Source organism: Nostoc sp. NMS8, from assembly GCF_017115045.1.
In the GTDB taxonomy this organism is placed as follows: Bacteria; Cyanobacteriota; Cyanobacteriia; order Cyanobacteriales; family Nostocaceae; genus Nostoc.
Genome location: NZ_JABXKK010000059.1, coordinates 1 through 11,265 on the forward strand (window position 1 = coordinate 1; position 11,265 = coordinate 11,265).

Genomic DNA, 11,265 nt, shown 5'->3' on the forward strand with positions numbered 1-11,265 from the left:
CGTTCGGATCTAACTGAGAGGTGCGAGGCTTAATAGCCTCCATCGACTCAACCAAAGCCTTGGGATTATATCTGGCGCGGAGTCTCAGTTTTGAAGGTGTCGAATATGATACCTTGGAAATTGACTTGACCCTTACCCAAGAAAGAATCTACGACAGTTATGCTTCGGCTTTTCAAATAATCCACAATAACTTATACAAGGCGTTAGAAGCGTGTAATATCTCCGGCGCGAAAACATACAACCGTATGGCTAAAATGTCCGCCATGTCACAGTTTGAATCCCACAAACAACGATTTTTTAACCATTTGCTGACCGGGATGAAATGCCCAAAATTGATTAAAGCCATTGAGCAGGATCTAGCCTTTGGTCATGCTGTTGTAATACAGATAGTTTCGACTAATGAGGAATTACTCAAGCGCCGACTTAATGAAGTTTCGCCCCTTGAATGGAAGGACTTGAATCTTGATTTAACTCCACGGGAATATGTCATGGATTATTTGATGAGCGCTTTTCCGATTCATCTCCATGAAATACATTCCTCCTCAGATGGAGAAGAACGCTCCGAACCAGCCTTTGATGCTGATGGTTCGCCCATCATCTCACAAGAAGCTGTGGCTTTGCGTTCGGCGCTAGTTGACCGATTAGCAAGCCTTGACCCCATCCCTGGAGCATTGGAGCAATTACTTTGGCATTTTGGTCACAAGCAAGTGGCTGAAGTCACAGGTCGTAGCAAGCGGGTATTAAAAGATGATGATGGCCGCTTGTTCGTCGATTCTAGAGGTAGTGGGGCGAATATCGCGGAGACTACAGCGTTTATGCAGGGTGACAAACAAATTCTCATCTTCAGTGACGCTGGCGGCACAGGTCGTAGCTACCATGCAGATTTGAACGCCGTCAACCGGAAACGGCGATCGCACTACTTACTTGAAGCTGGTTGGAGGGCAGATAACGCGATTCAAGGTCTGGGGCGCTCACACCGGACGAATCAGGCTTCTGCACCAATATTCCGCCCAGTGACGACCAACGTTAGAGGTGAACGTAGATTTATTTCCACCATTGCCCGACGTTTGGATAGCCTGGGCGCACTCACCCGTGGACAAAGGCAGACTGGAGGAAACGGGATATTCTCAGCACAAGATAACCTAGAGTCACAGTACGCTGAACAAGCTTTGTATGAGCTATTTAAGCAAATCTTTCAAGGTAGGTTTTATGAAGTTCCACTAGGAAAATTTGAGCAAATGACCGGATTATCACTGACCTCTCATGAGGGCGGAATGAAAATTGACCTCCCACCTTTGCGTCAATTCCTCAATCGGCTGCTAGCTTTGAGAATTGGGATGCAGAATATCATTTTTGAGAGGTTCGAGTTATTGTTAAGCCAACAAATCGAAGCAGTGATCGCGGCAGGAATCTTTGAGGCTGGTGTTGAAACTCTTCGGGCTGAACGATTTACGGTTGTTAGCACAGAGACTGTTTATACTCATCCGGTTAGCGCTAGTACTACCAATTACTTGAAAATCGAACGAGTTCAAAAGGCTGACATCAAAACTGATATTGAAGCGGTGGATTTAGCGACAAACTACCGGGGACGGCTAATGGTAAATGATAAGTCTAGTAAGGCGGCTGTCTGCATTCCCACACACAGCATCTTTGACGATAATGGTGGAGTTGTGCCAAGGATTTTGTTGGTACAACCACAAAAAGAAATGCGCCTACCTCAAGAAAAGTTACAAGCCTCTCAATGGAGAGAAGTTTCAGTAAACGAGTTCGTCGCAGCTTGGTCTAAAGAAGTTGAAGAATTGCCCAAGTTTACTACTGACTACATTCACCTTGTTACTGGCATTCTTCTGCCGATTTGGAAAACCCTACCAAATAAAAACAGCCGAGTATTTCGACTGCAATTGAGTGATGGAGAGAAAATTCTGGGGCGAGTGGTTGATGCTCAAGATATTCGTACTGTTGCCGAACAATTGGGTATGAAAAATAAGCTGCTTTCTCCAAAAGAATTAGTTTATTTAGTACTGAATGAGCGGTATTCAGAACAATTACCCGGAGGTGTAACTTTGCGTTGTTCTACTATTGCAAATGAGCGCCGTATTGAATTAGTCAATGCTTTATCGTTGGCTGACAGATTTGTGGCTGTCGGATGTTTTACTGAAATAATTCAGTGGAAAAAGCGGGTATTCATTCCGGTTTCAGACAAAGCACCAGCTATTCTAGCGGCTGTGATTGAAATCTTGGGGTAATTCCCAACCTCAAAGACCCAGATATTTAATCTGGGTCTTTTTATACCCTCAAAAAATTAATAATCGCCTTGGCAAGCCCTCCGCGAGGGATTGCGTAACTGTTCTTTAGGGGCTTTCAAACTTCCCAGTCTTTCTTGTAATAATTTTTGCAACTTAATTTTCTTACTTGGGCATTATTCAACTCCAGTAATAACAAAGTTGGACATTTTTTGTTATTCCCGGTAGGATTATTGTTATGAGCCTATCAAGAGGTAGCAGATGAACGTTTCTCTGACCATCGAACTGGAAAAGTGGGTGCAATCCAAAGTTGAAAGCGGTATGTACACTTCGGCTAGTGAAGTTATCCGTGAAGGTCTGCGGCTGCTCAAAGACCAGGATGCCCTCAAAGCAATACGCCTTACCGAGTTACGTAGGGAGATACAGCACGGGATTGATAGCGGAGAATCTACACCGCTAAACATGGATGAAATTATCGAATTGGCGAAACAACAACGGCAGACGAGAGAATCTCCATAATGGCGACAATTCTTATAAAACCGTTAGCACAAGCTGATTTATTGGATATTTGGAATTTTATTGCCAGTGACAGCTTCGATAAAGCAGATCAGCTTCTAAAAAAAATAGACAGTCAGCTCAAAGTGTTGGCATCAAACCCAGGTATGGGAAGAAAACGCGATTCCTTAGCACCATATCTGCGGAGTTTTCCAGTAGGGAATTATCTAATTTTCTACCGTCCTATAAACCAAGGGATTGAAGTCATTCGTGTTATACATGGGGCAAGAGACATTCAAAGCCTTTTTGAAGATGATGAGTAAGTCGTTCTTTAATAATTATATTTCTGCCAACACTGCTGCTTTCTCTTTATTACTTGGGAAAGAAATCAGTTTGAACTTCCTTACAATTGGCTGACTGTATACCCTGCTCTAAAGCACTCGATAGCTGCATCTAAATTACCTGACTTTAGATGTGATAGACCTCGATTATAAGAAACCTGTGCTTGCTTTAAATTAGCCGTTTCCATAGCGTTGTTCTCCTTTCCTATTGCTAAAAAAGGCTATTTAGAATAAATCTACCTTTGTAAGTCTATTTGTTGTCTTTGAGATTTAGCTAATATTTTATCAATTTGACTATTCGCGTCCTCAAAAGTTTGCAATACCTGTGGAGTTAGTTTATTAGTCTGCACCTGACCAGATTGCAAGTTTAAAATTACCTCTCCATTTTTCTGCGAAATAGTTAAATCTCTCTGCTGGGTATTGAAAGCCAAGTCATAAATTTTTCCCAGAACTTGAGTACCATTTTCATTAGGCTTACCCCAGACCATGCCAATCCTTTGAGCAATTTGAGTCAGCCGACTGATGGCAACAAGATCAGATGTATCTTTATTCATTACTGTCAAGGCTTGGGCTGATAATTGCTCACCAGATTTAAACTCATTTGCCACTTCCACAATGCGTTTTTTGTAATTTTCCGGCTTCCCTAGCTTATCTGCGGCATTGTACCAATTTCTCAAGTCATCAATAGTAATTGTCGGGGGCTTCTCTACACCTGAAGGCTCGGTTTTCACGCTATTACTAATGTCTGGTGTAGAAGGAGTACTGGAGAGTAATGGAGTTATAGATTGGTTAGGTGGGGATTGTGCTGTTTGTTCTGGCGGTTTTAAAAATTGCGGTCGTGTGGCGAGGGAGCTAACGAGTTGCTGATATTCAGTACTTGATTCAATCACAGCCCCAAATTTCTTGGTCATGTTCTCCAAAGTTTTTGGGGGAATTGAACTACTCACTAAGTTAAATACTGCTAAACCTTTTTTGGTTTCTCTGATAACATTTTCGGGTGGGGCAAGCGAGAATTTAACATTTTGAGCAGTTAACCATTTAGCAACTGTATCAGCTTTGTGGTTGTCAACAGCCAAGCCCATGACTCCAAGCTTTTTGTTTGATTGGGTAGAAAATAGGAATGTGGGACGCTCTTTAATTTGGTGTAGAATTGGCTCACTACTATCAATCATCTGCTGTTGTTGGCGGTTAACCGATTGAGTCCCAAAAACTTGGAATTCCTTCGTCCACGTAGTAGGATATTCAACGCTCCTTGGGTCAATTTTGGCGCACATTAGGGAAAAATTACTTTGAATAATAGCGGGCGCAGGTGTAAGTTTTCCGCTCTTGAGTAGTCCAAGGTGTCTGAGCGCGTCTTTGTCCTTTTTGAAGTGCAGTACTCCTAGTGGTTCACCATTGAGAAATACTGCATCTCTAGTTTTTAAAGGTGGCGTTTCTATAGTCAGTTTTCGGTAATCTTGATCATTAAATGTCTGACCAGAAAAATCATAAAAGTTAATTTTATTAATTTTGAGGAGATTACCATTTGGCAACTCACCTAGCACAAAAGCTTGATCTCCAGCTTCGGAGATAGAGGTGAGTTTTAACTTCAGGGGATTACCATGTTTTAGGTAATCAACTTGTTTTAGCTGTTCGACAGAATCACTGTCTAACTCCCCCAAAGTCAAAGCATCTAACTTAATTTTTACTGTTTTATCAGGAACTGGCACAGTACCAAATTCTAAATTTACCGGTTGGTCGTTAAAAACAAGTCCTGCGTAGGAGAAATTTTTAAGTTCGCGGATAGTTATCTCAATGGGTTCATTTCCAGGTAAACCAATAGTGGCCTTAGCAGTCGCAGGTTCCACGCCAATGAAATTAGCTTGCGCCTTTGTGCCAATGGGCAGCATTCCGGTTCTGGGTTCGAGCATGGCGAATTCCTTATATTCGCCGTCAATATCTTGTACAAACAACAGTCTGGAAACATGGCGTTCATGTCCCGGTGGGTGGTGAGAGGCTCTAATTTCTATCGGGTGTTTTTCCTCTGGGTTCCACTTTCTGCCCAAAAATTGATTCGCTTCGTTATTCAACGTGACTAACTTCGGTTCAGTAAATTGCAGTTCGTTTAAGCGGGAGATAATCTCATTGGGGAAAGCAGCAAAGGCGAAGTTGGAGACTTTTTTAGCGTAAGCACTTGTGTCGTCGTGCTTACGTGCAACTTCGAGTTCATCTTGACGGGATGCAGAGATGTTCCAGGCAGCCGCAGCAGCAGCAAGTTTGTCTTCGGCTGGGATATTCGCGTAAAATGCTTCTGCCGCATCATAAGATTTGGCGAAAACTAATTTAGTTTGACTCTGAGTAAGCTCTGGTCTAAATTCTATAACTTTAGCTCCCTGCGTGGTCATCCCCGGTTTGAGATTGTGGTCATTTTTAGGCGTGTTATTGGGGTTAGCATACTTTATTTCTTTTAAGTCGTATGGTCTTAATGTTCCCTTGCCAAAACGATATTCAGTATCTTCTCCATCCCCTTCTTTCCAGCCGAAGCGATGCTGAATTACGCGATAACTTTTGTCTGATTGTTCTTCTGTTTTGGTTAACTTATCATATAATTCAGTTGAAATTTGCCCATAACAATCTCCTACCAGTTTCCAAGCAACCTCATTCTCAAGAATTCCTCCATTTTTTCCTTTTGCATCGCTCGAATCATCTACTACTAGAATATTTAATTTCTCACTAATGACATCCCTACACGAACCTAGAAAAATAGAGCCATAAGCACCACGGTCTTTACGGTCTGGACAAAGTTTTTCAATTACTTCTAAACATTCTGGCGGGCCATATAATAAACGTGTCTTTGAAGATAACAGAAGAATATGACCATCTGGATGATTTTTTAAGTCCTCTGATTTACTGCACTCATCAATATGTCCAAATGAGAATTTTTTTTCAGGGAAGTAAGATTCAAGTAGTGTATTGTCTAACTTCTCAGCTAAAATTGACTCAGGATTTTTATTATTGGCATCTGGATAAATCCACTGATTTAGTCTAGCATCAAAGTGTTTGAATTCTAGTGTCATAAATTTTTAATAATTTGTAATTTTTAGGAGGTTTTATATGTCGAGAATTAAACGTTGGATAAATATGCATAAGAAGGAGTTCAACCCAGATGGGACTTTAAGAAATGAGGCAAGAATTGAAATGTTGTCTAGTGGAATGATTCCAGAAGCCATTGATGACTATGCCCGTAGGTTAAAAATCAAATATGATGAGTGGAAGCATTTAGATGAAACCGACCCAGAGCCGTGGCCTGTTTACACTGCCTACGATTTCTTTACAGCAGAAGAAAAGCGGCAGTTTAACCCAGACGGTTCTCTTAACCCTAAGTACGTTCAAGAAGCTCTAGACAAGGGCATCAGCGAGGGATGGCTTGAAGAGATGGAGCGACGCAAGAAAATTGAAGTTGATGATTACAACAAAGTTTCTGCAAAAAAGGCAGAACAAGGCATCAACTTCGGTCAACAAGAAATGAATAGCAGAATGTATGCCAGCAAAACATACGTTCAACGTCGGCAGCAGATGGAGCAAGACCTGCGTAACTTTGAGCCGGAAGACAGTTTGCCTTTCGACAAGGACACAGCATATTAGGTAAGAGCGATGCACAGTGAGTGATAATATAAGCTGAAAGCATTATCAAACAAAGCTCTCAGCTTTTTGGTAAAATCCTTTTAATGAGGTTGAACAGCAGGTGGGTTGACAACAGCCGCAGATGGTTTAACAGAGCGAAATGCCCCATTGAGAAAGGCAATCATTCCTAAGATGGCGAAGGCTGTAATTATTACTCTTTGCAGTGAATTGAATGCCGAGCGTTCTTTGATTACTTCAGCCCACATTACTTGCAGTTGGTCTTGTGTTGTTTGCTTTGAAGCTAAATAATAGAGAGCTTCAATACAAGGGGATATGTCTTCCCCTTGTTGAACCTTCTGATACAACAGATTTTCTAGTCGCTCTTTCTGTTGAGGGATAGTGAATGAGTCTGTTGACTTTTGAGGGTGTGTACCGTTGTGGGTTGGTAATTGTAGTGTCATAGCTTTAGTTCAAAGTGGGAAAAAGGTGTAGAACAAATATTTGGAATCAAAGAAAATGTTAAAGGGTACTAGGTCAGGGGAAATTTCTATCCCTTTCCCCTTATCCTCTTCCCTTCCTCCCTGATTCTTTTTTATAAGAACTACACCTTTAGAGCATGTGGAAACGCTAACTAATAAGCCAAAGTTTAGGTCTTTTATTTCCAAAAAATCAATAACCAGGAGTCTACAAAAAAATCGTACTTTTGGCTAAATTTGGATTTCCATGTCTTCTTCACTAGAGGATTGAAACTGGTTTTGTTTCAAGGCAAGTACTGATGGTTGATTTGGTTGAAAGGGACTTGTGCCGTCATTGAAGATTTCTTGTGCAAGTGTGCGACCATCCCCGTCAGTATCGCTATGGAGCAAGGCTTAAATCACGTTACAGTCCATGCGGAATATACGGTTAAAAATACAGTGACACGTGCTGGAACGTGGTCATTGAAAGATGTTCGGATCATCTGGCGTGGTGCAACGACAGTATGGGGTAGAGCAACCGAATCTGTTTGATGGCTGGGATGTTAAATAGTTAGCTTGAATCATGCGATCGCTCAGGAGTAAGCCAACTCTCATCGGTGCGATCGCACTTCATAATTTTTCAACTGTTCAAAGGTTGTTCAGCCTCACGTTTTTTAGCGTATTCACGCAATTGGGCAAGGCCAGAAGTAGGGGTAGAGGGTCGTGGTTTATTGGGGTCAGGGACTAAATCTTGTCTGCGGTCGTAAGCAAAGTTCTTGTCTAACATCAATATATAAGTAATGTGTGCCGTCCAAACATCAGCGACGCGCTCACCAAGACCCTTAGTATCAAGAGGAGCAGGGAATTGTACGCCGCCATTCCAAACAATAGGTATACCTTCATTTTGAAAGTGGTCAGTTAACTCCTTCTTGACAAAATCAGCAGTCCCACCACAAATGAGAATTTCATCAAGTGAAGGGATGTTTCGTAGAGAGCGTACAAGAGCGCGACAGTAATCAGAGCGAACTTCAGGGAGAATCTTTTGAAATAATTTTAAGTCGGCAGATACACCTTCGGGTGTGGCTTGGCGGGACAAAGAACGCAGAGGAGCAAAGTTGCCCTTACCAGCAGCAATGATTGCAGTCACTAAATGTTCATCTTCTTTGGACAAGCCAACAGCAGTGCGTTGGACAAACTGCTGTACTAACCAATTCATACCTAAATCAGTAGTTTCAGCCAAAGCCGGATTCCCTTTTTGGCTGAGAACGAAACTCGCGTTCCGGTAGCCAAGCATCAGTAAACCGATATTTTTTTGTGTATATGATCCAGCCAGCGTGCGACTTCGGTATATCATAATGCCACTGCCTTCCGGGGCAACATGAAAATTACGCAGCTTACCTTTTAATTTGTTGGTAGGAGTTACAATTCCCCGGTTAAGTGATTGCCCTAACTTTTTACCGAGATTATGAGCATTACTAATTTCTCCCGGTGGCATCAATACTTGGACAAAGGCATCAATATTATTGGTATCAAGCCGAAACTGACGGCAAGCTAACCACAACAAACCAGCCAGTTTTGGTAAAGCATAATGAGATTTAAAATCTCGTAGTGCAGAAGTCCCAGCAAAAACACTTTTTGCCAATGCACCCAAAACATAATACTCATCGCCCATTCCGACCCAAATACTGGTGTTATATGAGTTTGGGACGAAACGCGCTACAGAAGTTTTAGAGACATCAGCGATTTCAGGTGGCATCGCTAATACTATTGGTACACCCGAAGGATAAATCTGAGCGATCGCTTTTGTCTCACTGCCACCAATGTCAGCAGAGATAACGATTTTGGGAGTATTAACAGCAGGTTCAGGATTTGGATTCAGTTTATTCATGAATTACCTCGAAAGATTGAATGTGTAGCGGTTGCATGGTGGCAAGCATGGGAGTTCTGAAAGCGCGAGAAGTGTGGGAGGTGTAGGGAGTGTAGGAAGCGCATCGGTATTTGACAAAACAAGGTTAATCAAAATGATTACTCAACAAAATCCTTAACCTCCCACGCTCCCCACACTTCCCCTGCACCCTCTCATTCTTATAAACTTGCTGAAATTAAACGTACTATTCCCCGACTAAACCCCAAATAGTTTACTAGTCCTTCTCATTTCCTCTGTTATCTCTACAGGTATCAAATCCTTCTCGTAGTCATAATCTTCCTCATCTATCTGCAAAAGTTCTTCTCTAACTTCAACATCATTAGATATAGATAGTGCAGTCGCTGAGTCAGACCCTTGAGAATTGACAAGCTCTGTCTTGTCCAGTGATATATCGTTGCTCCTGGTAGCACCTGGGTAGTCAGCAGTAGTATTCATCAGTTGAACAACAGTACTCATTTGAGGTGAAATCCCAAAAACCTCGCGGATCAGAGAAGCCTGACCTTCTAATTGTTTGATTGACCAAATTGCTATTCGTCTTAATTCCTCGTCACGCACTCCTACAGAATGCATCACAAAAGGTAGCCAGTAGGCTTTGAGCGCATTTATAACAAAGTCAGAAAAATCTAAATCTAGTTTCAAAGGGTTCGACTTGAGGTAGCTAATTATTTTGCCATCCAAACTCTCAAGAGAACGCTTAATTGAGATTATCTCTTGCTTTACCTCGTTCATATTATTCATTTAGGAATTTTCCAAAAACACTAATCCAAATATTTCCAATGACTCAGCGAAGGGTCATTGGGCAAAGGCAGAATCCCATAAACAATTTAGGCTGATGCTGTGAGCATCAGGTGATGGAGTGAGCCTTAACCGAACTCCAAACAGGGTCAATTGAGGACATATTATTTTTCTGCATTTTGAGCATAAATAAATTTAATTGCTCTGAAACCTTTGATTACAGGGGAATCCAAAATCTTTTCTCTTTGCTCACTGCTCCCCTGCTCCCCTGCTCCCCTAGTAAGCTCTCATGCTCCTATTCCATGCTCCATGCTCAAGAGCTTCTTTGCTTACGAGTTACCGAATAAGAATTCAGTTTGAACTCTGTATGACGGACTCTGAATAAGTAGGCTTAACACCCTTACTAAATTATAGATTTAGTGGCCAACTTTTGTACCTGACTCCAAATTTAAATTTATTCCATTAAAAGAAACGAGGCAAAACGAGAAAACAATGGAACAAGCCTATTAGTCTAAATAATAGATTAGCACTCTAATTAATTTTTCAAATTTCACTCACGCTATCTTTTAAAAGTCTGACAATCTACACAAAACTAAAGTAGATTCAGAGCTAAACTGTATTGTATAATACAATTCCCCACAGGTAGTTATCGGGCTACCACACAGGTGACACCTAGCTACCTGTTGGGCAAAAAAGTAGTGGTTTTTTGTGATTTTTGATTTTCCCGACAGGTAGCTGTCTGGTAGCCCGATAGCTAGCTAGCGAGGAGCGATAAAATTGCCAAAAATTGGAAAATCAGCCGCCTCTAAATAAACGTACCTAGTACGTTTATTTTTGCTATTCTTGATTTGGGAAAAATGCCATTTTTAAGCCTGAGTAAAAATACTCAGTGAGCCTAAAAAATAATTTTAGTTATCAGGTGAAATATTATTGATGAGAGAAAAAAAGGGTGAGCGGGAATGGCGTATGCGATCGCTCGTTTAAAAAAATTAAAGCAGAAGGATATAGGGAGTAGCGCATCTCACACATCTCGTGAGAGGGAGACACCGAACGCTGATTTGTCGGTAGAGAATATTAGGTTTATAGGCAGCAACGATCCCGAATCAAGGTTAGAAGATTTGGTGATGGCGAAGATAAATGAAGCTCCGCAACACAGGAAGATAAGGACTGACGGGGTTTACTGCGTCGAGATGTTGCTGAGTGCATCGCCAAGTTACTTTCGTGCTTCATGTCCAACCCAGGCAGGGTATTATGAGCAAAATAAATTAGATGTTTGGCTAGAAGCGACGCACCAATGGTTGTCTGAGGAATACGGTTCGCGGATAGTCAGGGCAGAATTACATTTAGATGAAGTCACGCCACATATTCATGCTTACTTTGTGCCAGTGGATGACCGGGGTCAGCTACGGTGGGGTGAACGAAAAAAGGTGTGGCAGAGGAGTTAGCGGATGATCTACGCTAACATA

11 protein-coding genes are annotated in these 11,265 nt (G+C 41.7%); 5 read left to right on the top strand and 6 right to left on the bottom strand.

What is annotated here, in order from left to right; all coding sequences use genetic code 11:
• Positions 1 to 20 precede the first annotated feature (20 nt).
• The 3 genes from HWQ39_RS10640 to HWQ39_RS10650 all read left to right on the top strand — a co-directional run bounded on the left by HWQ39_RS10640 (position 21) and on the right by HWQ39_RS10650 (position 3,061).
• Positions 21 to 2,246, top strand: coding sequence for a strawberry notch C-terminal domain-containing protein (locus HWQ39_RS10640; protein ID WP_292844007.1), 2,226 nt, complete (start codon positions 21 to 23; stop codon positions 2,244 to 2,246).
• A 258-nt stretch (positions 2,247 to 2,504) separates the two neighbouring features.
• Positions 2,505 to 2,762 (top strand): type II toxin-antitoxin system ParD family antitoxin, encoded by a 258-nt coding sequence (locus HWQ39_RS10645; RefSeq protein ID WP_292844009.1) that lies wholly within the window; start codon positions 2,505 to 2,507, stop codon positions 2,760 to 2,762.
• Positions 2,762 to 3,061, top strand: coding sequence for a type II toxin-antitoxin system RelE/ParE family toxin (locus HWQ39_RS10650; RefSeq protein WP_292844011.1), 300 nt, complete (start codon positions 2,762 to 2,764; stop codon positions 3,059 to 3,061). The genes HWQ39_RS10645 and HWQ39_RS10650 overlap by 1 nt, the downstream gene beginning before the upstream one ends.
• An 80-nt stretch (positions 3,062 to 3,141) precedes the next feature.
• Here the strand turns inward: HWQ39_RS10650 and HWQ39_RS10655 are convergent, their stop codons facing one another.
• Both HWQ39_RS10655 and HWQ39_RS10660 read right to left on the bottom strand, forming a co-directional pair.
• Positions 3,142 to 3,267: a tetratricopeptide repeat protein gene (locus tag HWQ39_RS10655; protein WP_292844013.1), complete on the bottom strand. Its 126-nt coding sequence runs from the start codon at positions 3,265 to 3,267 to the stop codon at positions 3,142 to 3,144.
• Positions 3,268 to 3,315: 48 nt separating this feature from the next.
• Positions 3,316 to 6,135: a hypothetical protein gene (locus HWQ39_RS10660; protein ID WP_292844014.1), complete on the bottom strand. Its 2,820-nt coding sequence runs from the start codon at positions 6,133 to 6,135 to the stop codon at positions 3,316 to 3,318.
• A gap of 37 nt (positions 6,136 to 6,172) precedes the next feature.
• Here HWQ39_RS10660 and HWQ39_RS10665 point away from each other — a divergent pair, with 37 nt between their 5' ends.
• On the top strand, positions 6,173 to 6,703 hold the full coding sequence (locus tag HWQ39_RS10665; RefSeq protein ID WP_292844016.1) for a hypothetical protein: 531 nt from the start codon (positions 6,173 to 6,175) through the stop codon (positions 6,701 to 6,703).
• 80 nt (positions 6,704 to 6,783) lie between these two features.
• Here the strand turns inward: HWQ39_RS10665 and HWQ39_RS10670 are convergent, their stop codons facing one another.
• The 4 genes from HWQ39_RS10670 to HWQ39_RS10685 all read right to left on the bottom strand — a co-directional run bounded on the left by HWQ39_RS10670 (position 6,784) and on the right by HWQ39_RS10685 (position 9,802).
• The gene (locus tag HWQ39_RS10670; protein ID WP_190963996.1) at positions 6,784 to 7,143 is read right to left on the bottom strand and encodes a hypothetical protein; all 360 of its coding nucleotides are present in this window, start codon (positions 7,141 to 7,143) and stop codon (positions 6,784 to 6,786) included.
• 246 nt (positions 7,144 to 7,389) lie between these two features.
• The gene (locus HWQ39_RS10675) at positions 7,390 to 7,548 is read right to left on the bottom strand and encodes a hypothetical protein (RefSeq protein WP_292844019.1); all 159 of its coding nucleotides are present in this window, start codon (positions 7,546 to 7,548) and stop codon (positions 7,390 to 7,392) included.
• Between the two features lie 229 nt (positions 7,549 to 7,777).
• On the bottom strand, positions 7,778 to 9,025 hold the full coding sequence (locus tag HWQ39_RS10680) for a ParM/StbA family protein (protein WP_292844021.1): 1,248 nt from the start codon (positions 9,023 to 9,025) through the stop codon (positions 7,778 to 7,780).
• A gap of 234 nt (positions 9,026 to 9,259) precedes the next feature.
• A complete protein-coding gene (locus tag HWQ39_RS10685; RefSeq protein WP_292844023.1) occupies positions 9,260 to 9,802 on the bottom strand; it encodes a hypothetical protein in 543 nt (180 codons plus the stop codon).
• Positions 9,803 to 10,758: 956 nt separating this feature from the next.
• Here HWQ39_RS10685 and mobV point away from each other — a divergent pair.
• On the top strand, positions 10,759 to 11,244 hold the full coding sequence (mobV, locus tag HWQ39_RS10690; protein WP_292844025.1) for a MobV family relaxase: 486 nt from the start codon (positions 10,759 to 10,761) through the stop codon (positions 11,242 to 11,244).
• Positions 11,245 to 11,265 lie beyond the last annotated feature (21 nt).

Bases quoted from the DNA above. Each gene is read 5' to 3' on its own strand.
- HWQ39_RS10645 (WP_292844009.1), top strand. From the start codon at position 2,505: ATGAACGTTTCTCTGACCATCGAACTGGAAAAGTGGGTGCAATCCAAA.
- HWQ39_RS10650 (WP_292844011.1), top strand. From the start codon at position 2,762: ATGGCGACAATTCTTATAAAACCGTTAGCACAAGCTGATTTATTGGAT.
- HWQ39_RS10655 (WP_292844013.1), bottom strand. From the start codon at position 3,267: ATGGAAACGGCTAATTTAAAGCAAGCACAGGTTTCTTATAATCGAGGT.
- HWQ39_RS10660 (WP_292844014.1), bottom strand. From the start codon at position 6,135: ATGACACTAGAATTCAAACACTTTGATGCTAGACTAAATCAGTGGATT.
- HWQ39_RS10665 (WP_292844016.1), top strand. From the start codon at position 6,173: ATGTCGAGAATTAAACGTTGGATAAATATGCATAAGAAGGAGTTCAAC.
- HWQ39_RS10670 (WP_190963996.1), bottom strand. From the start codon at position 7,143: ATGACACTACAATTACCAACCCACAACGGTACACACCCTCAAAAGTCA.
- HWQ39_RS10680 (WP_292844021.1), bottom strand. From the start codon at position 9,025: ATGAATAAACTGAATCCAAATCCTGAACCTGCTGTTAATACTCCCAAA.
- HWQ39_RS10685 (WP_292844023.1), bottom strand. From the start codon at position 9,802: ATGAATAATATGAACGAGGTAAAGCAAGAGATAATCTCAATTAAGCGT.
- mobV (WP_292844025.1), top strand. From the start codon at position 10,759: ATGGCGTATGCGATCGCTCGTTTAAAAAAATTAAAGCAGAAGGATATA.